The 20,786-nt window shown below is 61.0% G+C and carries 21 protein-coding genes; 8 read left to right on the top strand and 13 right to left on the bottom strand.

Translation table 11 applies throughout. From position 1 onward, the window contains the following. Window positions 1-6 precede the first annotated feature (6 nt). Both ACB039_RS10390 and ACB039_RS10385 read right to left on the bottom strand, forming a co-directional pair. Window positions 7-846, bottom strand: coding sequence for a DUF4435 domain-containing protein (locus ACB039_RS10390; RefSeq protein WP_371165600.1), 840 nt, complete (start codon window positions 844-846; stop codon window positions 7-9). Continuing rightward, window positions 843-2,105, bottom strand: coding sequence for an AAA family ATPase (locus tag ACB039_RS10385; protein ID WP_371165599.1), 1,263 nt, complete (start codon window positions 2,103-2,105; stop codon window positions 843-845). Before ACB039_RS10385 ends, ACB039_RS10390 begins: the two co-directional genes overlap by 4 nt. 1,499 nt (window positions 2,106-3,604) lie before the next feature. Here ACB039_RS10385 and ACB039_RS10380 point away from each other — a divergent pair. Together ACB039_RS10380 and ACB039_RS10375 are read left to right on the top strand one after the other, a co-directional pair. Beyond that, window positions 3,605-4,618 carry a GGDEF domain-containing protein gene (locus ACB039_RS10380; protein WP_371165598.1) on the top strand — a complete coding sequence of 338 codons (1,014 nt, stop codon included), beginning with the start codon at window positions 3,605-3,607 and terminating at the stop codon, window positions 4,616-4,618. Between the two features lie 131 nt (window positions 4,619-4,749). After that, a complete protein-coding gene (locus tag ACB039_RS10375) occupies window positions 4,750-5,037 on the top strand; it encodes a hypothetical protein (protein ID WP_371165597.1) in 288 nt (95 codons plus the stop codon). Window positions 5,038-5,148: 111 nt separating this feature from the next. Here the strand turns inward: ACB039_RS10375 and ACB039_RS10370 are convergent, their stop codons facing one another. From ACB039_RS10370 to ACB039_RS10340, 7 genes are all read right to left on the bottom strand, one after another. Beyond that, a complete protein-coding gene (locus tag ACB039_RS10370; RefSeq protein WP_371165596.1) occupies window positions 5,149-5,427 on the bottom strand; it encodes a hypothetical protein in 279 nt (92 codons plus the stop codon). A 252-nt stretch (window positions 5,428-5,679) separates the two neighbouring features. Beyond that, window positions 5,680-6,432: a substrate-binding periplasmic protein gene (locus ACB039_RS10365; RefSeq protein ID WP_371165660.1), complete on the bottom strand. Its 753-nt coding sequence runs from the start codon at window positions 6,430-6,432 to the stop codon at window positions 5,680-5,682. 194 nt (window positions 6,433-6,626) lie between these two features. Beyond that, window positions 6,627-7,124, bottom strand: a complete 498-nt coding sequence (locus ACB039_RS10360; RefSeq protein ID WP_042648949.1) for a GDYXXLXY domain-containing protein — start codon at window positions 7,122-7,124, stop codon at window positions 6,627-6,629. 216 nt (window positions 7,125-7,340) lie between these two features. Next, a complete protein-coding gene (locus ACB039_RS10355) occupies window positions 7,341-8,348 on the bottom strand; it encodes a DUF4401 domain-containing protein (RefSeq protein ID WP_371165595.1) in 1,008 nt (335 codons plus the stop codon). Window positions 8,349-8,441: 93 nt separating this feature from the next. Beyond that, window positions 8,442-9,380, bottom strand: coding sequence for a DUF2157 domain-containing protein (locus tag ACB039_RS10350; protein ID WP_371165594.1), 939 nt, complete (start codon window positions 9,378-9,380; stop codon window positions 8,442-8,444). 205 nt (window positions 9,381-9,585) lie between these two features. Next, window positions 9,586-10,143 carry a TMEM165/GDT1 family protein gene (locus tag ACB039_RS10345; protein ID WP_041205993.1) on the bottom strand — a complete coding sequence of 186 codons (558 nt, stop codon included), beginning with the start codon at window positions 10,141-10,143 and terminating at the stop codon, window positions 9,586-9,588. 244 nt (window positions 10,144-10,387) lie between these two features. Continuing rightward, window positions 10,388-10,717, bottom strand: coding sequence for a translation initiation factor (locus ACB039_RS10340; protein ID WP_371165593.1), 330 nt, complete (start codon window positions 10,715-10,717; stop codon window positions 10,388-10,390). A 120-nt stretch (window positions 10,718-10,837) separates the two neighbouring features. On the opposite strand from ACB039_RS10340, the gene ACB039_RS10335 reads away from it, so the two are divergent. Genes ACB039_RS10335 through ACB039_RS10325 form a run of 3 tightly spaced genes read left to right on the top strand, consistent with a single transcriptional unit; the run spans window position 10,838 to window position 13,618 of the window. Then, a complete protein-coding gene (locus tag ACB039_RS10335) occupies window positions 10,838-11,065 on the top strand; it encodes a FeoA family protein (protein WP_171276390.1) in 228 nt (75 codons plus the stop codon). Continuing rightward, window positions 11,062-13,332 (top strand): Fe(2+) transporter permease subunit FeoB, encoded by a 2,271-nt coding sequence (feoB, locus tag ACB039_RS10330; RefSeq protein ID WP_371165592.1) that lies wholly within the window; start codon window positions 11,062-11,064, stop codon window positions 13,330-13,332. Before ACB039_RS10335 ends, feoB begins: the two co-directional genes overlap by 4 nt. Before the next feature lie 43 nt (window positions 13,333-13,375). Beyond that, complete coding sequence (locus tag ACB039_RS10325) at window positions 13,376-13,618, top strand: FeoC-like transcriptional regulator (RefSeq protein ID WP_371165591.1); 243 nt, start codon at window positions 13,376-13,378, stop codon at window positions 13,616-13,618. 101 nt (window positions 13,619-13,719) lie between these two features. Here the strand turns inward: ACB039_RS10325 and glgC are convergent, their stop codons facing one another. The 3 genes from glgC to ACB039_RS10310 all read right to left on the bottom strand — a co-directional run bounded on the left by glgC (window position 13,720) and on the right by ACB039_RS10310 (window position 16,813). Further along, entirely contained in the window at window positions 13,720-14,991 is a 1,272-nt protein-coding gene (glgC, locus tag ACB039_RS10320) for a glucose-1-phosphate adenylyltransferase (RefSeq protein WP_041205992.1), read from the bottom strand. Window positions 14,992-15,262: 271 nt separating this feature from the next. After that, complete coding sequence (gene tapW, locus ACB039_RS10315; protein ID WP_171276387.1) at window positions 15,263-16,402, bottom strand: type IVa pilus ATPase TapW; 1,140 nt, start codon at window positions 16,400-16,402, stop codon at window positions 15,263-15,265. 54 nt (window positions 16,403-16,456) lie between these two features. After that, window positions 16,457-16,813: a DMT family protein gene (locus ACB039_RS10310; protein WP_005328056.1), complete on the bottom strand. Its 357-nt coding sequence runs from the start codon at window positions 16,811-16,813 to the stop codon at window positions 16,457-16,459. Between the two features lie 112 nt (window positions 16,814-16,925). On the opposite strand from ACB039_RS10310, the gene ACB039_RS10305 reads away from it, so the two are divergent. The 3 genes from ACB039_RS10305 (at window position 16,926) to ACB039_RS10295 (ending at window position 19,522) form a co-directional block, all read left to right on the top strand. Continuing rightward, window positions 16,926-17,657 (top strand): substrate-binding periplasmic protein, encoded by a 732-nt coding sequence (locus tag ACB039_RS10305; protein ID WP_371165590.1) that lies wholly within the window; start codon window positions 16,926-16,928, stop codon window positions 17,655-17,657. An 85-nt stretch (window positions 17,658-17,742) separates the two neighbouring features. Beyond that, window positions 17,743-18,750, top strand: coding sequence for a vitamin B12 ABC transporter permease BtuC (gene btuC / locus ACB039_RS10300; protein WP_371165589.1), 1,008 nt, complete (start codon window positions 17,743-17,745; stop codon window positions 18,748-18,750). Continuing rightward, window positions 18,737-19,522, top strand: a complete 786-nt coding sequence (locus ACB039_RS10295; protein ID WP_371165588.1) for an ATP-binding cassette domain-containing protein — start codon at window positions 18,737-18,739, stop codon at window positions 19,520-19,522. The genes btuC and ACB039_RS10295 overlap by 14 nt, the downstream gene beginning before the upstream one ends. 177 nt (window positions 19,523-19,699) lie before the next feature. On the opposite strand, the gene ACB039_RS10290 is transcribed toward ACB039_RS10295, so the two are convergent. Beyond that, on the bottom strand, window positions 19,700-20,764 hold the full coding sequence (locus ACB039_RS10290) for a 3-deoxy-7-phosphoheptulonate synthase (RefSeq protein WP_371165587.1): 1,065 nt from the start codon (window positions 20,762-20,764) through the stop codon (window positions 19,700-19,702). Window positions 20,765-20,786: the final 22 nt, after the last annotated feature.

The raw sequence follows: 20,786 nt of genomic DNA, 5'->3' as shown, positions 1-20,786 counted from the left end.
GGGTGATTAAGGGTATTCAATTAACTTAGTGATTGAGCTTGAATAGTGTTCAAAATGTTTATGGGTGTAATCAAAAGTGGTTTTTAATTCTTGGATTGCATTTGTGTACAATGCAGAGTGTGATAGCTTGTAACTCAATCCTTTTTTATTTATTTGGTTGCTAATGAATTTTAATACAGCGGATTGCAAAAAATGCCCTCTCATGATCTCATTTAAATCTATTCCTGATTTTGATATCAGTTCGGATGCAAATGTTATTTGTTCATTACTAAATTGGGGCTTTAGCTTTTTGATATGAGCGGCGACCTTATTTAGATCTAAATTATCGCATGACTGAGTCTTCATGTAGCGAGTGCAGTTATCACCAATAACGTCTATATAGAGTTCGTAATACTCATTTGCAACGTCAAAACTAATTAACTCTTCCAAATGTTGAGAGATACCACTCATCCACTGCTCAAATATCGAGCTCTCAAGTGAGCTATCTCTAATCCATAACTTGGTTATTTCTATAACTGACCTAGGGAGATATAGAGTGTTTTCAATAGAATATCCATAGGTTGTAATTATTCGGTTGTGCTTTGGTATTTTACCTGATAGTACTTTGTAATCTGAGTCCCTCGCAATGATAATGTTTAAGTCTTCAGATATTAATCGTTCGGTGTATTTGTCCAGTTCACTAGAACCGTCTTTCACTTCTATTTTTATATCTGCCAATTTGAAGTGTTGGAATAATGTTTCCCAGAAAAGTATGTCATCGTCCCCCTCAACATAGACCAGCTTTTTACATCTATGGAATCTATTTAGAACATTTACGGCATCTTTAGAATACTCAACATCACTCATTTAAGTAGGTCCTCCATATCGATGAGCTTGTCAGAGTATTTACCTGCGACCTCTGGTGAGTGAGTTGCAACAATCAGCTGTGCATTTGGATTCAATTGGTTTATTGCTGGCAATATTTCCCTTTGCCAAGTTATGTGGAGGGAAAGTTCAGGTTCATCGGCAATGAATATATATGGAGCTTGGCGCTGGAGTAAAGCTTCAGCAAATAAAATTATCAGCTGTTTTTCGCCTGATGAGAGCTTCTCAATAGGAATATCACCATTTCGCTTAACTGTTAAGTGACCATTTTTAAATTCAAATGTTTTGTCAGTAATGAAAGTTTTAAGTATTTTTAAAAAATCATCTCGCTGTTTAAATATCTCTTTCTCTTCTTTTTCGGCATCTAATGACATGCGAACTACGTTGCTTGTTTGTTTAACTTTCTCTAAAGGTCCGAAATCAAAGTCAATTGGTGCATCTTTGTCTGCATTTTGAAGGGAAACTCGCATCCTTGCGATACTTTCCGCAACTTTCTCGATATGATTGTTGATGTCGTTACGGACCTTATTATCAAGTATTCCAAGTTGTCTATAAGCGCTAATTAGATTGTCTTTTTCGGTTTTTTTATCAAAATTCAATGTGAACCCAGTTCTCTGTTCGCTTTCTCCTGTATATAAAAGTGATGTTAATACTTTTCTCTGCAAGTGAGATGACACAGCTCTTGCTTTATCAGATAATTCAAGTTGGTATGTCGTTAATCGCTGAACTAAGTCTTGTAAAATCAAATCTACAGGAGATATGTTTTTAAATTCCTGTCGGTCCCTGCGATTCTGATCATAGTCTTTTTTAATTCTATATACGGACAGGGTTGTAATATTTACAAGTTCTCCCATAGTATTTCTTATCAGTTCTGACTCTTCAGCGATTCTTCTTCTGAAGTGCAAGGGAATATTGTCTTCTGGACCCACAACACGTAATGTATATTTGCTTCTAGAGATATAGTATTCAACGAGAGGGAATCTGAATTCGTCAGATATGGATTTCTTTACTCTTATGGTTTTTGACCTTTTGCCAGCGATGAGTTTTATTTCTACGTCGCAAAATTCGAAACCGTATAACCACTCAATATCTACAGTTAAAATGGCATGAAGAATACTCATGAATGTGGTTTTACCTGAGCCGTTTCTACCAATAATTACATTGACAGTGCTATAAAAATCAGCCTCAAGGGTATGCTCTCCCCAAAACCCAGATATCTTTATCGATTTTATTTTATACATAATACCCTCTATTAAATTAAGTCTGCTGAGACATTTTATGATTTTTTATTGTGAGTTTTAGTAGCATTTTTAGTGTGTGATATTTCGCTGAAATATTTGCGTTGCAATAGTGTTGGGAGTCATTAACTGGATGGGGATTACTTGATGCTTTGTTAAATGACAGTTTTTTATCTTTATCTATATAAGCTGATTTTATTTAGGGCATCTCACAGAGGTGATCGGTGTTAGCAGATTATTTGTATCTAGTATGTACTCTGTGGTGCTAAGAGTAGGTCTTCCCCCCTGTTGTTCGCCGAGGTGAGCCCGTTTGTCCAGGCCGCGAGGCAGGACGCCGAGCGAGCGCCGCTGTGCCAGGGGCCAAACCGGAATTGGACGAGCAACGCTCGGCCCGGTTTGGCGCAAGGACAAGGATGTCCGCAGCGGACTTTGACCGACGCCAGGGATGGCGAAGGTCAAAGTCCATCGGCGCGTGCCGTTGGACAAAGGGGGGAACCGAGGGCACCCGACGCAGGAGGGCGAACAAGCGGGGGTGGCCTTTCTTTTGGTGACTTTTCTTTGGCCACGCAAAGAAAAGTCACTCGCCCAAGCCCGAAGGGCGGGCGAAACCCCGTCGAGGGCAGCGCCCTCGTGTCCTGCACGGCGAAGCCATGCCAATACCTTGTTGCAGGGCAATGACGTTACCGAACCCCTCACCCCAGCCCTCTCCCCCAAGGGGAGAGGGGATCAAGCCGAAACCCCGTCGAGGGCTGCGCCCTCGTGTCCTGCATGGCGAAGCCATGCCCAAGTTACCCAACCCCTCACCCTAACCCTCTCCCGCAAGGGGAGAGGGAATTGTTACCGTGGTGCAATGCGCTCCGCTTATTGCACCCTACGCCTTTCCCGCAGGGGGAGAAGGGGATGGTTACCGTGGTGCAATACGCTCCGCTTATTGCACCCTACGCCTCTCCCGCAAGGGGAGAGGGAATTGTTACCCTGGTGTAATGCGTTGCGCTTATTGCACCCTACGCCTCTCCCGCAAGGGGAGAGGGGATTGTTACCGCGGACGATTACGCTTCGCTAATCGACCCTACTCGACCCTACTTGTCACGGGGTCGTCGGAAACCCCATCGAGGGTGGAACCCTCGCACCTTGCCGAGGCGCGGGATGCCGGGCTGGCATCCGCCAACGACGCTACCGCCCCTGGCTGTCGCTACCACAATGCGCCGCTGACCCTGGCATATGAAAAGGGGCCAACGGGCACCCACCCCCATCCTACGGAGCCGACGGGGCCCGATCCATGGATATTGCTGACTCAAGTGTCAGAATCGACAGGTTTTTTGCGCTGGTTCAAAGTTACGGCCGCACGCCAAGGGCGGGGCGAGGCGTCAGACCGTGGCGGTGGGCGCGCCAAAGTGTGAACGGGGTGGTATTTCCCCGGCCTACCCCTTTCTCGCACTTGTCTGGCGTGCCCCGGGTTGGCTAAGGTGGTCGCCCATCACATGCAGGTAGTGGAGAGAGGCATGGACAAGATATTGCAGACCCTGTCGGAGCGGGTCACGGCGGCGCGGGATCTGGAGAGCCTGACCCGGCCCCTGCTGGAGATGCTCGAAGCGGTGACCGGGCTGGAGTCGACCTATCTTACCGAGATCGATGTCGGGCAGAGCACCCAGCATATCCGTTATGCCCGCAACGTGGCCGGGCTGCAGATCCCGGAGGGGGCGGCGGTGGACTGGAGCGATACCCTGTGCCGGCGGGCCATCGATGAGGGGCGCCTGTTTACCGACAACGTCACCGAGTGCTGGGGGGATTCGCAGGCGGCCAGGGCCATGGGCATTCGCACCTATCTGAGCAGCCCGGTGCGCACCTCGTCCGGCGCGCTCTACGGCACCCTGTGTGGCGCCAGCGCCGAGCAAAAACCCCTGGTAGCCGGCTCCGAGGAGCTGGTTGCCTTCTTCGCGAGGCTTATCGCCGAGCATGTGGAGCGAGAGCAATTGCTGCTGCAGTTGCAGCGGGCCAACGACGAGCTGTCACGCCAGGCGCTCTGCGATCCTCTGACCGGGCTGCCGAACCGCCGGGCCCTGATGCAGGAGCTGACCCGGCTGTTCTCCCTCTCGGATCGGGCCGGGCACCCTGTGCTCATCGCCTTTATCGATCTCGACGGTTTCAAGCAGATCAACGATACCCACGGTCACGAGGCGGGGGATCGGCTGCTGACCACCATGGCGCGTCAGCTGGGGTCGGCCCTGCGTCGTGGCGACATGTTGGCGCGGATGGGGGGCGATGAGTTCGTCGTCGTGGGCATGGGCCCGATCCCGGGGGAGGAGACGCTCGAGGCGGCGGTACAACGCTTCCGGCATCGGCTGTTCGAGCACAGCGTGCTGCAGTTGCCGATCCAGTCCCGGGTGCTGCACTACCCCGGGGCCAGCGTGGGAGTGGTGGCGGTCGATCCGGCGCACACCAGCGTGGACGAGGCCCTGCGCCAGGCCGATGCGAGCATGTATGAAGTCAAGCGCCAGCGCCGCGCGCTGGGGTGACGGGAACCTTGCATCCAGGGCGCCCCGGCCCATGGGAATGAGGCCAGGTTCCGCGCCCTTGATGCCGCGCATTGTTGCCCCCGCGCCCGGGATGCTAGGATGCGTCTTCCTCAACACAGGCACCCTCTACCATGGCAAACCGCGTTATCGGCCAGCTCCGCGCCCTGGCGGCGAAAATGGCCACCCTCTTTGCGGAACTTTCGGAGTTTCAGCAGCGCATCTGGGTGGTCAGCATCATCAAGGATGCCTACACCGATACCTTCATCGTCAACGAGGGCAGCTTCGAGGAGCCCATGCAGTGGATGCACCGCAAGGGCTACAGCGCCGAGATGCTGGCCCGGGTCGATGCCATGGCGCGATCCCAGGTAGTCCAGCTGGAGTTTGGCGGGCAGCGCCACCGCCTGATGCGGGTCAAATGATGTGGCTCAAATAAGGGGCGCCGCCATGGCGTCTCTCTTTGCCCGACGGGCCCCGGCAATCCGGGCCCTGGCTCTGCGGCCTGATGGCGACCTCCCGGTGAGCCTGCCTAGCTATGACTTCTCGGTGGTGCGCTCCGGTTTCAATGCCCCCGAGTAGACGCAGATGGCGGAGTTGTAACTGTTGTAGGCGACGGCGTAGTTGAAGTCGCAGAAATAGGCCGGGTGCTTGGTGGCAACCGTGTCACCCGCCTTGCATTTGTCCTGCATCCCCTCCACCAGAGAGTCATTGTTGGCGCCGAGACAGGCCTTGCCCGTGGTCTTGTCGCCGCCGCACGCCATCAACAGGGCGCACACCGAGGCACCCATCAACCACTTCACTGTTTTATGCATGTTCAGTCCTGATATGTCCAAACAAAGTGCCATCTGCACCGGGAGAGTGGGGCCAACAGGCTCCCGGCACCATTTTACGGAGCCGGGACGCTCCGCGTCACCCCTTGTGGTGATCAGCGTCTGACATTCCATGGTGTTTGTGAGGGAGCCAGCGGCCGTCGAGGCGGGGAGCGGCCGAGAAGGGCGTGGCGGGCATGCCAGGCCCAGAAAAAGAGAGGAGCCCATCCCGGCTCCTTGTCGTGGCGCTGAACGTCAGGGGATCGGGAAGTACTTGTGCTGGATCCGCTGGAACTCGCTGCTGGCCAGCACCTGGGTCAGGCCGTGCTGGAACTCCTTGACCAGGGCATCGTCCACCGGGTGGCTGAAGGCGAAGCAGAACTGCTCGGAGCTCAGCACCCAGCGCACCTCGAACTGGGCGGGATCCAGCTGCTGGGCCTGGATGAGATCCATCAAGGTGGCCTTGTTGCTGGAGATGAGGTCGACCCGGCCCGAGGTGAGCATCCGCAGGGCCTGGGGAAGGCGGTTGGCGGTCATTATCTTCTGCTCGTCGAAGCCGTTGTTGAGCAGCAACTGCTCCCCTACGTCGGCACGCACGGCGCCTATGGTGTGCTGCTGGGCATCTTCCAGCCGGGTGAGCTTGAGGGGATGGCTGGCCAGCCCCATCAGCACGATTTCGGCATAGCCGATGGGGCAGGCCCACTTGAACAGGGGATCCCGCGCCTCGGTGCGGGCGGTGGCGAAGAGCACCACGTTGGGCTTCTGGGTCAGCAGGTAGTAGCCCCGGGCCCAGGGGAGGATGCTGATCGCCTGGGGCGGCGTGCCCGTCTTCTGCCACACCAGGTGCAGCAGCTCGATGGCAAAGCCGCTGGGGGTGCCATCTTCCCCGGTGAAGTTATAGGGTTTGTACTCTTCGCTGAGGTAATGCAGCTTGCCAAGGGCCGGGCTGGCGTTGGCCTTTCCCATCTCCCCCGGCCCGCCCCAGAGTGTCGCCAGCAGGGCGGCCATGCCCGTGATGGTGCCCCCGAGCGTGCGTGTGATCCCTGGCATCCCTGTTCTCATCCTGACCGTCCTGCTGCCGAGTGCCCAGCTTCAAGTGTTGTCAAGCCACGGGGTTTCGCCACCCGAGGGGGCGAACAACCGCGGCTGCCCCCCGGTGCGGCGCAAGAGAGGAGGCGGGAATGCGCTCCCCGGATGGCGCATCACCAGGCCGGACGGGTGTGGCCTATGGGCTTGAGCGCCTCGTCCCGCAGGCCGACCAGCAGGGTCCCGCCGTCCGGCTGCAGCCGGAATTCGCCGTAGCGCGCCTGCTCGTACTGCTCGCCCGTCCCCTCCTCGAAGAAGAAGGCATCCGGCCCTATCCGCCACTGGCCCTGCTGCCAGCGGGCCAGCAGCAGCCGCTGGTCCGGGGCCAGGGCGTCGGTTCTGCCCCCTTCCACGCGCTGCGCCACTTGTTGCTCATCGAGGCGGATGACCAGGATCTGGGCGGCGGCGCCCTCCTGATGCGGACTCCCCAACTGGCGGGCAAGGGCGTAACTCAGGCGCATATAGTCCCCCTGCATCAGGGAGCGGGGATCGACCGGGGCCAGCTCCAGTAGCACGGTCTCGCCGCTGCTTATAGCGTGCTCGAAACGCCAGACGGTGACATTGATGCCCACCAGGATGGCGAGGCCTGTCAGAAAGAAACCAAGACGTCTCATGAGGGGATACTCCCATGCAGATGTTTGAGCCCTTGGTCATCGCCGAGCAACCGGGGACCGGAGTCCGGCTGTGTGGCGAGGCCGGTCAGCAAGAGGGCAAAGCGTCTCATGAGGGGATACTCCCACGCTGGTGTTTGAACCCTTGGTCGTCGCCGAGCAACAGGGGGCTGGAGCCCGGCAATGTGGCGAGGCGGGTCAGCAAGAGGCCAGGGTATCTCATGAGGCGATCTCCTTGCCGAGGATGTTCAACAACTGGCGGGCGCCGAGCAGCAGGGCACCCGAGCCCAGCAGCAGCCAGGATTTGGTCATCAGGGTCAGCCCGAGATCGTAGTAGTAGAGGGAGCCAAAGCCGAGCAACAGCAAGCCGGCCAGGGTCATGAGCCCGAGACTGGCGGCATAGAAGCCGAGCACCAGCACCAGGGCGCCGGCCCCCATGCCGGGGATGAGGGCGCTGATCACCACCAGCGGCAGGCCGTATAGCAGCGGCAGCTTGAGGCGGACCATGACGGCGAGCAGCAGGGCGGCGCAGAGCAGGGGATTGAGCATAAGCGGCAGGCGGGAGTGGCCCAGCTCGTCGAGCACGCTGGCGCCGCCGTCCCACAGGGGATGATGCAGTCGACCCAGCACCAGCAGGGAGAGTGCCAGCCCCAGGGTGAGGGATTCATAGAGCGAGTGGCGTTCTGGGTCGCGCTCGGCCTGCAGCCAGCAGAAGGTGAGGGCGGCCATCACCAGCGGCAGGGCCAGCAGTTGCAGGCCGAGGCAGGCGAGCCCCATGGTCAGCAAAATGGCGGTGGCGAAGCTGTGGAACAGGCGAACCAGCCAGTGCTCGAACAGGGCGGCGATGGCCAGCGACAGCAGGGCTAGTCCCAGCCAGAGTGGCGCCGAGTGGGGGTCAATCTGGTCGATGAGACCATAGAGCAGCCAGGCATCGGCCGCGAGCGCGAGCGCCAGCACGAACTGATCCCAGAGATCGCTACGCCGGGCCAGGCGGTTGAGGCCGAGGGCGGCGGCCATCAGCAGGGTGCCCATGACGAGGGCGTGGTTTGGCTCGCGGATCAGGCTCTCGAAGGCCATGAACAGGAAGAACAGCAGGAAGAGGGCGGCCAGCCAGCCCACCATGCCGAGCAGGAAACGGCTCGACCAGTGCGGCTGCTCGTCTTGAGGGGCGTCGCCCTCCACCAGATGGGCGGCCCGCAGCCTCTCCCAAGGACTCAGATCAGACATGCTGCCTCCGTTGTTGTTGCAGCCAGCGGCTGGCCATGACCATGAAAGTCCGATGGCGATGGGATGGCCAGCAGGGGTGACCAGAGGATCGGCTCAGGCATGGGACCTCCGTTGTTGTTGCAGCCAGCGACTGGCGAGGACCGAGAGGCCGATGGCGATCAGGGATAGCAGCAAAAAGCCGTTCATGTCCGGCTCCATCCACTTGCCCAGCGCCGCGAGAGTGATGGCGATAAGGCTCAGACACCCCATGGCGAGCCCGGCGATAAATCTGTGGTGCCAGCGCAGGTAGGCGGCGCCAAGCCACGCGAGCCAGGCAGGCCAGACCCAGGGGGAGGCAGCATCGAACAGCGCCAGCAGGGCCAGCAGAGTGACTCCGAGCCCGGCGGCCAGCCCCGGGAGCCAGGAGGGCATGAGCCCCAGACGCGCGGGGGTCAGGATGAGCAGACCCCAGAGGGCGGCGTTGAGCAGGGTCAGGCACCAGCCGAGGGCCTCCTCATTGAAGGAGAAGAAGAGATCGATGAGGCCGAGGCGCCAGTAGAGCACCAGCGCCAGCTGGCCGAGCAGCCAGGCGAGGGTCCAGAGCAGCGGGCTTCTGCCGAGCGCCGCCAGGGGCAGCAACAACAGGGCCCAAGTGGCGAAGAGCTGCCAGGGATCGGCACCGGTCTGGTAGGTCTGACCCACCAGGGCCAGCAGGGCGCCTATGTTGAGGGCCAGGGCCAGCAACAGGGCCTGGCGCGGGGTGTCGGCCAGGGGCTTGCGCCAGAGCACCAGCAGCATGGCGAGCAGGGGCAGCTCCAGCAGGGCGAGGCGTGAGAGGCGGCCCAGCGCCTGCCAGTTGAAGGCGACGAAGAACACCAGGCCCGCCCCGAGGCAGAGGCAGCCGAGCCAGAGCAGCAGCCTGTCGAACAGCCACTGCCAGCGCACCGGGGCCGGGGGCAGATCGCAGAGGGCGAGGGCGGCGGGCAATGACTCCCGGGGGAGACGACCGCGTCTGACCCAGTCGAGCAAGGTCTGTCTTGAGGTGAGGTGCATGGGGGCTCCTGAAGCCGTCGTGCCTGAATAGTAAGGCATTATGGCACGGCGCCGTGCCCCGGGGCAGACCCCGCTGGCGCTGAAGCGACAGGGGCAGGGCAGGGGCAACAAAAAAGCCCCGACCGGGAGGAGGGGGCTCTGATGGCGGGCAGACGGGGATATGGGTGAGTGCTCACGCCCATCCTATCCTCTCGTTGCTGGCGCGTCAGACGAAGATCAGGGTGCTGGCGCCCAGACCCACGAAGAGGATGGCGCAGGCGATGCGGATCCCCTTGAGGGGCAGCTTGTCGGCACCCAGCTTGCCAAGCAGCACCACGGGTACGTTGGCCAGCATCATGCCGATGGTAGTGCCGGTGATGACTTGAGTCAGGGAGTCGTACTTGGCCGCCAGCAGCACAGTGGCTATCTGGGTCTTGTCGCCGATTTCGGCGATGAAGAACAGCACGAAGGTGGCCATGAAGGGACCGTATTTGTCGAGGGAACTCTCTTCATCGTCCATCTTGTCCGGCACCAGGATCCAGACCGCCATGGCGATGAAGGCACCGGCGACCAGCCAGGTCATCACCTTGGGATCCATCCAGCGACTGATGAACTCCCCTATCCAGGCGGCACCCGCGTGGTTGAGCAGGGTGGCGACCAGCATGCCGGCGATGATGGGCCAGGGTTTGCGAAAACGACAGATGAGCAGCAACGCCAGGAGCTGTGTCTTGTCGCCGATCTCGGCGATGGCCACGCTCAGGGTTGAGGTTAACAAGGCTTCCATAAATATGACCGGGGGACGGAATTGTTATAAACCAAAGACAAGCCTGCGCCATCCGTCCCCGGTATTGGCACTGGCCCGTCAAAGGTCTTGTCAAATCCGGCATTGCCCGGATCATCCTGACCATGGTGAGTTGGCACCAAGTATGTTGATCAGGATCGCGCACCGGGTCGGAACCCGTGGCGAGACTACTCCCCCTCGATGGGAGCCGGCATTCTAGGGAAAAAGTGCGGGAGAGACAAGCAGATCAACCGCCCACCAGCTTGACGCTGAAACCGGCCTTCTCCAGCTCGGCCTTGATAAGGTCCCGTTTATCCCCCTGGATCTCGATGACCCCCTCCTTGAGGCCGCCGCCGGTACCGCACTTCTTCTTGAGCAGGGTGGCGATGGTTTTCTGCTGGTCGGCTGGCACACCGTGGATGGTAATGACCCCGGCGCCCTTGCGCCCCTTGGTCTCGCGCCGGATGCGCACGGTGCCGTCGGCGGGGAAGGGGGAGGCGCTCTGGGTGGGGGCGGATTCCTTGATCATACCGCCGTCCGTGCTGTAGACCAGGCGGCTGTTGTTGTCGTGACTCATGGCAATACTTTGTCGGTTAGCTAAGCGGAGTTTGATTTTACGCAAATAAATGTTGGGGGCACAGCTTATAATCCCTCCCACTAAAAGCGAATTATTCTTGTTTAACTTCAGGAGCCCGTCATGGTACTCACAGAGTTGTCGCCGGGGCAGCGTGCTCGCATCAAGAACATGAACCAGCTTGGCCGTACCTTGCGACGCAAGCTGATGGTGATGGGGCTGCTGCCCCAGACCGAGATCCTCTATCTGCGGGCGGCCCCCCTGGGGGATCCGCTCCAGGTCCAGTGCCAGGGCATCTGCCTCTCCATGCAAAAGAGCCTGGCCCAGCACATCGAGGTCGAACCGGTATGAACTACTCCCTGGTAACCGTCGGCAACCCTAACAGCGGCAAGACCTCGCTGTTCAACGCCCTGACCGGTGCCCGCCAGCAGGTGGGCAACTGGAGCGGGGTCACCGTCGACAAGAAGATGGGCGAATTTTCCGCCAAGGGGCAGAATTACACCCTGATGGACCTGCCCGGCATCTACTCCCTGGCCAATCAGGAGGCGAGCCTGGACGAGCAGATCGCCAGCCGCTTCGTGCAGGGCCAGCAGCCGGACCTGCTGCTCAACGTCATCGACGCCGCCAATCTGGAGCGCTCCCTCTATCTCACCCTGCAACTGCGGGAGCTGGGCCTGCCCATGGTGGTGGTACTCAACAAGATGGATCTGCTGCAAAAGCGCCGCATCACCATAGACGAGGGGCTGCTCGGCCAGGCGCTCGGTTGCCCGGTGGTGTCGCTGTCGGCCCACAATCGCCAGCAGGTGGCGGCCTTCAAGGAGCAGATCCACCGGTTCATCGGCCAGCCCCAGCCCGTCCTGGTGCTGGATTACGGCCAGCCGCTGGAAGCCGACATCGCCGAGCTCGAGACCCTGCTTGCCCCTCATCACCTCAGCGACCGTGGCCGTGCCCTGCGCCTGCTGGAGGAGGACATCGCCATGCAGGAGACCCTGGCGGCGGGTCAGCAGGCGGCGGCTGGCAACGTGGTGAGCCGTGCCCACCACGCCCAGGACATCGATCTGCAACTGGCTGATCTGCGCTATGGCCACATCCACCACTGGAGCCAGCAGGCGTGCCGTCAGCAGGGCAAGCTCACGGTCGCCCAGAGCGAGTGGCTGGACAGGGCGCTGCTCAACCGCTGGGTGGGCATCCCCTTCTTCCTGCTGGTGATGTACCTGATGTTCATGTTCGCCATCAAGGTGGGCAGCGCCTTCATCGACTTCTTCGACATCCTGGGGGGCGCCCTGTTCGTGGACGGGGTGCACCACCTGCTGGGGCTGGCTGCGGCCCCCGACTGGCTGGGAGCCGTGCTGGCGGACGGCGTCGGCGCCGGCCTGCAGACGGTGGCGACCTTCATCCCCGTGGTGGGCTGCCTCTTCCTGTTCCTCGCCGTGCTGGAGAGCTCGGGCTACCTGGCTCGCGCCGCCTTCGTGGTGGATGCCCTGATGCGCCGCCTCGGGCTGCCCGGCAAGGCGTTCGTTCCCATGCTGATGGGCTTCGGTTGCACCGTGCCTGCGGTGATGGCGACCCGCACCCTGGGGTCGGAGCGCGAAAGGCTGATGACCTCGGCCATGGCGCCCTTCATGTCGTGCGGCGCCCGGCTGCCGGTCTATGCCCTGTTCGCGGTGGCCTTCTTCCCCGAATCCGGCCAGAACCTGGTGTTTGGTCTCTACCTGCTCGGCATCCTGGTGGCGGTGCTCACCGGCCTCTTCCTGCGCAGCACTCTGCTGCCGGGCAAGAGCGACTCCATGGTGATGGAGATGCCGGACTACGAGTGGCCCCGTCCGGTAGATGTGGGACTGCGTACCTGGCAAAAACTCAAGGGCTTCATCTTCGGCGCGGGCAAGACCATAGTGCTGATGGTGGCGGTGCTGAGCGTGCTCAACTCGCTCGGTACCGACGGCAGCTTCGGCAACCAGGATCAGGAGCGTTCGGTGTTGAGCCAGCTCAGCCAGACGGTGACGCCGGTGCTGCATCCCATCGGTATCCGTGACGACAACTGGCAGGCCACGGTCGGCATCCTGACCGGCATCTTCGCCAAGGAGGCGGTGGTCGCCACCCTCAACAGCCTCTACGCCGGCGGCGCCGGTGACGAGGAGGCGAGTGAATACTCCCTGCTGGGCAGCCTGAAGGAGGCGCTGGCCACCATTCCCGCGAACCTGGCGGACATCGATCCCGCCGATCCCATGGGGCTCAGGGTCGGGGAGCTGGCAGATCAGCAGGCGGCCGCCGAGGCCCAGGAGGTGGACACCTCCACCTATGGCAACATGCAGACCCACTTCGACGGGGCGGCCGGTGCCTTTGCCTACCTGCTGTTCGTGCTGCTCTACATGCCCTGTGCCGCCGCCATGGGCGCCCTGGTACGTGAGACCGGCCGTCAATGGGCCCTGTTCACCGCCGCCTGGTGCAACTACATGGCCTTCATGTGCGCCACCCTCTTCTATCAGCTGGCGACCTTCGCCGCTCACCCCGAGCAGAGCCTGTTCTGGACCCTGAGCTACGGGATCTCCCTGGTGCTGCTGTGGTGGCTTGGCCGCCGCCACGGGGACATAGTCGCCCGCAAGGTGGTGACCCTGTGACGGCGCAGAAGAGCAGATTGACCCATCAGGGGGAGGTCACGCCATGATATTGCGAGAGCTGGGTGACTATCTGGCGGCGCAGCAGAGGGTGAGCCGGCGGGAGCTGGCACGCCACTTCCACACCTCGGAGGATGCGGTGGAGGCCATGCTCGGCGTCTGGATGCGCAAGGGCCGCGTGACCAAACGGGAGACCCGGGCGTGCGGCGGCAGTTGCTGCGGCAAGAGCGAGGAGGTGATGTTCGAGTGGTGCGAACCAGGCCGGATAGGCCTGGTACAGCAGCGCTGAGCACTGTCGCCAGAGAGCGTCAGCTGACAACAAGAGACCCGCCGATGGCGGGTCTCTTGTTGTGTCTCTTGCTGTCTTGGCGGGGAGGGCCATCCGGGCCATCACAGCCTGGCCAGCATCTCCTGGGTGACCAGCACTATGCCCTGCTCGGAGCGGTAGAAGCGGCGGGCATCCTCATCGGCATTTTCGCCCACCACCAGGCCTTCGGGCAGGGTGCAGCCCTTGTCGATCACCACCCGGCGCAACCGGCAGCCGGCCCCGATCTCGACCCCGGGGAAGATCACCGCCTGATCCAGGGTGCAGAAGGAGTCGATCCGCACGTTGGTGAACAGCACAGAGCTGACGATAAAGGAGCCGCTGACGATGGTGCCACCGGCGAACAGGGAGTTGATGGTCATGCCGTGCTGGCCGTTTTGATCCTGCACGAACTTGGCGGGGGCCGTCATCCTCTGACTGGTCCAGATGGGCCAGTCCTGATCGTAGATGTCGAGCTCGGGCGTCACCGAGGCGAGATCCATGTTCGCCTCCCAGAAGGAGTCCACCGTGCCCACGTCGCGCCAGTAGGGACGCTTCTGCGGGCAGCAGCCGACGCAGGAGAGGCTGAACGGATGGGCATAGGCGGTACCCTCCTTGACCACCCGCGGGATCACGTCCATGCCAAAGTCGTGGTGGGACTGCTCGTTGGCGAGATCCTCTTCCAGCAGTTGGTAGAGGTAGTCGGCGTCGAAGATGTAGACCCCCATCGAGGCCAGCGCGGTGTCGGGTTTGCCCGGCATGGCGGGCGGGTCGGCGGGCTTCTCGACGAAGGCGTTGATCTTGCGGCTCTCATCCACCGCCATCACGCCAAAGGCGCGGGCCTCGCGGCGCGGCACCTCGATGCAGGCCACGGTCACCCGGCTGCCCAGGTTGACGTGATCGAGCAGCATGGCGGCGTAATCCATCTTGTAGATGTGATCGCCCGCCAGCACCACCACGTATTTGGGGCCGTGCTCGCGAATGATGTCCATGTTCTGGTAGACCGCATCGGCGGTGCCGCGATACCAGCTGACTTCGTCAATGCGCTGCTGGGCCGGCAGCAGTTCGATGAATTCGTTCATCTGGTAGCGCAGGAAGGACCAGCCTGATTGCAGGTGACGCAGCAGACTGTGGGATTTGTACTGGGTGACCACGCCGATCCGGCGGATCCCGGAGTTGATGCAGTTGGAGAGGACGAAGTCGATGATGCGGAACTTGCCGCCAAAATGCACGGCCGGTTTTGCCCTGTTGTCTGTCAACTGCTGGAGCCGACTGCCTCGCCCCCCGGCTAACACCAACGCCATGGTCTCGTTCAATAACTGTCTGGACCTTGCTGTGTTGGCTGGTTGTAACAACATTGAATACCCCTTTATTGATATACCTCATCAATGGTGCCTCTTTTGAGGCCCGTTTGAAAGGGTTTTCAACCACATTGATGGCAGGGCTTGGGCTTAAGTTGATTTTTTTGTCATTTATGTGGCGAGCGTCATTGCTCCGGGGGGATGGCTCACCCTGTGGCCGGATGAAGGGCAAAGAGGTGAGTGCAGAGGAGAGGCATCGGCCGCGCGGTCATTGAGCACACAGCCGCGAGGGCGGCTGTGTGCTCAGCGGGGGAGGGGTCGCGCCTGACTAGAAGATATCGTTGTTCTCATCCTTGCTGGGCTCCAGGCTCCAGCCGCTGGCCTCCGCACTGTTGCCTATCTGCCCCTTCTCCTTCCACAGCTTGATCTTGAGGCGCAGGTTGTTCTGGGAATCGGCGTTCTTGACCGCCTCCTCCTCGTCGATCACCCCCTCCACCACCAGATCGAACAGGGTGCTGTCGAAGGTGACCATGCCAAGGGCCCTGGATTTCTCCATGATATCCTTGAGGCCGCCAAACTCGCCGCGCTTGATGAGATCGCGAATGGTGTGGGTGCCGATCATGACCTCCACCGCCGCCCGGCGGCCGCCCTCGGTGGTCTTCACCAGCCGCTGGGAGACGAAGGCCTTGAGGTTGTTGCCAAGATCGTTGAGCAGCTGGGGCCTGCGCTCCTCGGGGAAGAAGTTGATGATGCGGTCCAGCGCCTGGTTGGCGTTGTTGGCGTGCAGGGTGGAGATGGCCAGATGCCCGGTCTCCGAGAAGGCCAGCGCATGTTCCATGGTCTCCCGGTCACGGATCTCACCGATGAGGATGACGTCCGGTGCCTGGCGCAGGGTGTTCTTCAGGGCCGCGTGGAAGCTGCGGGTGTCCACCCCCACCTCTCGCTGGTTGATGATGCTCTTGCGGTGGCGATGGACGAACTCCACCGGATCCTCGATGGTGATGATGTGGCCACCGCTGTTGCGGTTGCGATGGTCGATGAGGGCCGCGAGCGAGGTGGACTTGCCCGAGCCGGTGCCGCCGACGAACAGCACCAGGCCGCGCTTCTCCATGATGGTGTCGAGCAGCACCGGGGGGAGTTTGAGATCCTCGAAACGGGGTATCTCGGTCTTGATGTTGCGCGCCACCAGAGAGACTTCGTTGCGCTGCTTGAAGATGTTGACCCGAAACCGGCCTATCTGGGGCAGGGAGATGGCGAGGTTCATCTCCAGCTCCTTCTCGAACTGCTGCTTCTGCTCCGAGTCCATGAGATCGGCGGCGATCCTGGCCACTTCGCCGGGCTCGAGCGGCACTTCGTTCAAGGGGCGCAGGGCGCCATTGAACTTGGCGCAGGGGGGGGCCCCGGTGGAGAGATAGAGGTCGGAGCCATCCTGCTTGGCCAGGATCTGTAGCATGTCTCGCAATTCCATGTGTTGCCTCGTCACTCAAAGGGATGGGGGATCAATGTGCTTGAGTGTACAGCCTCAGGCACCGGTCAGTTTCTCGCGAAACACAAAAAACACCGCGCCCAGGATGCACAGGCCCGCCCAGAGGTAGTCCCACTTCAGGTCTTCCTTCAGATAGAAGATGGAGAAGGGGACGAACACGGTGAGGGTGATCACCTCCTGCAGGATCTTGAGCTGACCGACCGTCAGCACGGTGTGGCCGATACGGTTTGCGGGCACTTGCAGCAGGTACTCGAACAGGGCGATACCCCAGCTCACCAGGGCGGCGATGATCCAGGGCTTGTGGTTCATGCTCTTGAGATGGGCATACCAGGCGAAGGTCATGAAGACGTTGCTGCAGATCAGCAGACCGATACTGGTCATGATAGGGTTCATTAGGTTCTCCTTTGAAATCAATGCATTTTATCTCGACTCCATGGGTTTCCATAAGTGGGGCTTGAGGGTATTTTTATGCCACAAGGATGTGGCAACAGAAGGTTGAAACTGGATGGGCAAGACAAGCTGGGGAGTGCTTGGTCTGTTGTTTGCCTGCTGGGTGCAAGGGGCGCCAACCCTGACGGTGGTGACCGATGTCTGGCCCCCGTTTCGCATGCTCGTGCAGAACGACGAGTTCCATGGTCTGGATATCGACATTCTGCACCAGTTGCAGGCTCGCAGCGGCATCGCGCTCACCCTCAAACGGGTGCCCTGGGGACGGGCACTCAAGCAGATGCAAACCGGTCAGGCGGACTTGATGATAGGGTTGGCCCATACGCGAGAGCGGGCAGCTTTCATCGATTACCTGCAACCGCCCTATTACCAGTGCCGGCCGGCCTTCTACGGCAAGGCGGCGGCGGTGGCTCCCCTGAAAACCTACGCTGATCTGCGTGGCCGAGAGATAGGCTATGTGCTCAACTCGGCCTATTTCACCCCCTTCGACGATGACAGCCAGCTCGACAAGCATGGGGTGCCGACCGAGGATCAGTTGCTGCGCATGGTGGAACGGGGCCATCTGTCCCTGATGATAGGCACCGACTGCCAGGTGGATTACGCCCTGAGCCAGCGCAACGACGCCGGCCTCATGAAGGCGGACTACCGCCCGCCCCATCCCGTGGTGCTCTATCTGGGCATGAGCAAGCACTCACCTCATCATGCGCTCGGGCCTGTGCTGGCGCAGGCGTTGCAGGCCATGGTGGAGAGCGGCGAGGTCGCGACGCTGGCCAAGCCTTACCAGCCTTGACCTTGGGTGGTAACGCGCTGTTATCATGCAGCTTTCCTGCTGGCCCCGGGTCGGGGCGGCAGCTGTCTCATTTCGGGGATCCCGCGTGTATCTCGCTCTCATCCATCGTCAGCAGCGCTGGCAGCGCCGTTGGCTGATCGCCCTGTCGCTGCTCGTGCTCTCCCTCTTTCTGCTCTCCCTTGCCCTGGGGGAGTTCGTGCTGCTGCCCTGGCAGCCTCTGGGGGAGCTGGAGTTGCGCATCTTGCTGGAGCTGCGCCTGCCGCGCGCTCTGCTGGCCCTGCTGGCGGGGGCGGCGCTCGCCTGTGGTGGCGCCGTGTTGCAGGTGATGCTGCACAACCCTGTGGCCGAGCCCGGCCTGCTCGGCGTCTCGAGCGGGGCGGGTCTCGCCGCCATGATGGCGATGGCGGTAGCCAAGTCCCTCGGCGTCTATCTGCCGGGCTGGGGGTTATCCCTGGCATCCTTCGGCGGCGCCCTGGTGGTCACCATGTTGCTCATCCACCTGGCACGCCGGGCCCGGCTCGGCCACACCCGGTTGCTGCTGTTCGGGGTGGCCATCGGCATTCTCACCAATGCGGCCATGACCTGGCTGATGTATTTTGCCGACGACGGCTCCCTGCGGGAATTCATGTTCTGGATGATGGGCAGCCTCTCTTATGGCAGCCAGCAGCTCGCCTGGTGGTGGCTGGTGCTGCCGCTGACCCTGGGCTGGCTCTGCTGGCAGGGCCGGGCACTGCAACAACTGCTGCTGGGGGAGACCCAGGCCAGGCTGATGGGGATGAACGTGGACCGCATGCGGGTGCGGCTGGTGCTGGCGGTCTGCCTGCTCACCGGGGTGGCGGTGTCCCTGTGCGGTGTCATCGGCTTCGTCGGCCTGGTGGTGCCTCACCTGCTGCGACTGTGCGGCGGCAGCGATCAGCGCTTCCTGCTGCCCGCCTCGGCGCTGGGAGGCGGCGCCCTGCTGCTCGGTGCCGATCTGGTGGCGCGCTCGGCCCTTCAGGCCGGTGAGCTGCCCATCGGCGTCATCACCGCCTCGGTGGGAGCGCCGCTCTTCATCTACCTGCTGCTGAGGCAAGATGCCGATGTCTCCCGTTAAGTCCTCCTCCGATCCCCTCTGGCTGCTGGAGGCGCGGGCCCTCGGGATCCCCGCGCGGCTCTCCCCCCTGGATCTTGCCTGGGCGGGGGGCCAGCTGGTGGCGCTGCTCGGCCCCAACGGCAGCGGCAAGTCGACTCTGCTCGGCGCCCTGGCCGGCATTCTGCCCGCCGAAGGCGCCGTGCTGCTGGGTGGCGAAGTGCTCACCGACCTGAGCTGGCCCGAGCTTGCCAGGCGCCGCGCCATGCTGCCCCAGCGCCAGCCCCAGCTGTTCCATATTCCGGTGTTCCAGGTGTTGAGTCTGGGACTGGATGAGGAGGGGTTGCCCGAGGCACAGGGGAGGGCGGTGGCCGAGATCTGCGCCGCGCTGGAGCTCGATGCCCTGCTGGCGCGGGACTTCAGCCGCCTCTCCGGCGGGGAGCAGCAGCGGGTGCTGATCGCCCGCACCCTGCTGCAACTGTGGCCAGGTCTCAACACCGATGGGCGGGTGCTGCTGCTGGACGAGCCGTTAGCGGGACTGGATCTGCACCATCAGCTGGCCCTGCTGCGGCTGCTCAAGCGCCTCTCCCGGCAAGGCCTGCTGGTGGTGATCGCCATCCACGACATCAACCTGGCCATCGACTGGGCGGATCGCATCCTCTGTCTGCAACAAGGGCGGGTGGTGAGTGAGGGGGGCGTGGATGTCATCGACGAAGCCTTGCTGGAGCGGGTGTTCCAGATCAAGACGGATCGCGTCGAGGCGGCGGGCCGGGTCTGGTTTATGCCGAGCCTGTGAGGCTGCCCCCTCATCCCCGACCCTTCTCCCGAGAGGGGAGAAGGGAGAAGGAGCGCCCGGGCTGGATAGCGCGAAGCGGCTAACCAGCCCTGAGACTCAACGTTTACCGGGAAAATCAAAGGGCCAGACATCCGGGATGTCTGGCCCTTTGTATCGCTGAGCAGAACGTTTAGTTGTTCAAACCAGCTGTTTGCTCAGACGCACAGCCGCCGCCTCGGCCAGCATGGCCAGCAGGGTTTCGGTGTCTTCCCAGGAGAGGCAGGCATCGGTGATGCTCTGGCCGAAGGTGGCGGCGCAGCCGTTCTCCACGTCCTGACGCCCTTCCACCAGGAAGCTCTCGGCCATGATGCCGGCGATGCCGGTGCGACCGCGGCGCAGCTGATCACAGATGTCCTGTGCCACCAGCAGTTGGCGACGGTGATCCTTCATGCTGTTGCCGTGGCTGAAATCCACCACCAGCCGCTCGGGCAGGCCCACGTCGGCCAGCGCTTCGCACGCCTCGTCGACACTGGCGGTGTCGTAATTGGGTCTGTGGCCTCCGCGCAGGATCACGTGGCCATAGGGGTTGCCGGCGGTGCGGTAGATGGTCATCTTGCCGTCCTTGTCCGGGGAATAGAAGATGTGGCTGTGGCGGGAGGCGCGCACCGCATCGATGGCGATGCGGGTGTTGCCGTCGGTGCCGTTCTTGAAGCCCACCGGACAGGAGAGGGCGGAGGCCATCTCGCGGTGCACCTGAGATTCTGTGGTGCGCGCACCTATGGCGCCCCAGGTGATGAGGTCGCTGATGTACTGGCCGGTCACCATGTCGAGGAATTCGGTGGCGGTGGGCATGCCCATCTCGTTGATGTCCACCAGCAGCTGGCGGGCCAGCTTCAGCCCCTCGTTCACGTCGAAGCTGCCGTCGAGGCGCGGATCGTTGATGAGTCCCTTCCAGCCGACGATAGTGCGCGGCTTCTCGAAGTAGGTGCGCATCACTATGCACAGGCTCTCTTTATATTGCTCGCGCAGGGTGTTGAGGCGCTGGGCGTATTCACGGGCGGCGGCCGGATCGTGGATGGAGCAGGGGCCGACGATGACCAGCAGGCGCTGATCCTCACCGGCCAGAATAGCTTCTACATCGTGGCGGGCATCCAGCAGGTTCTGGGCGACGGTGTCGTTTAACGGGAAGGCGTGCGCCAGCTCGCTCGGAGTGATCAGGGACTCCAGGCGACGGGTGCGCAATTCATCGGTGTGAATGGACATACGACTCAATTCTCGAGTGAAT

It is taken from the genome of Aeromonas sp. S2(2024) (assembly GCF_041402505.1).
GTDB lineage: Bacteria > Pseudomonadota > Gammaproteobacteria > Enterobacterales > Aeromonadaceae > Aeromonas > Aeromonas media.
Note: the sequence above shows the minus strand (reverse complement) of the source record. Positions and strands in the feature narration are given on the sequence as shown.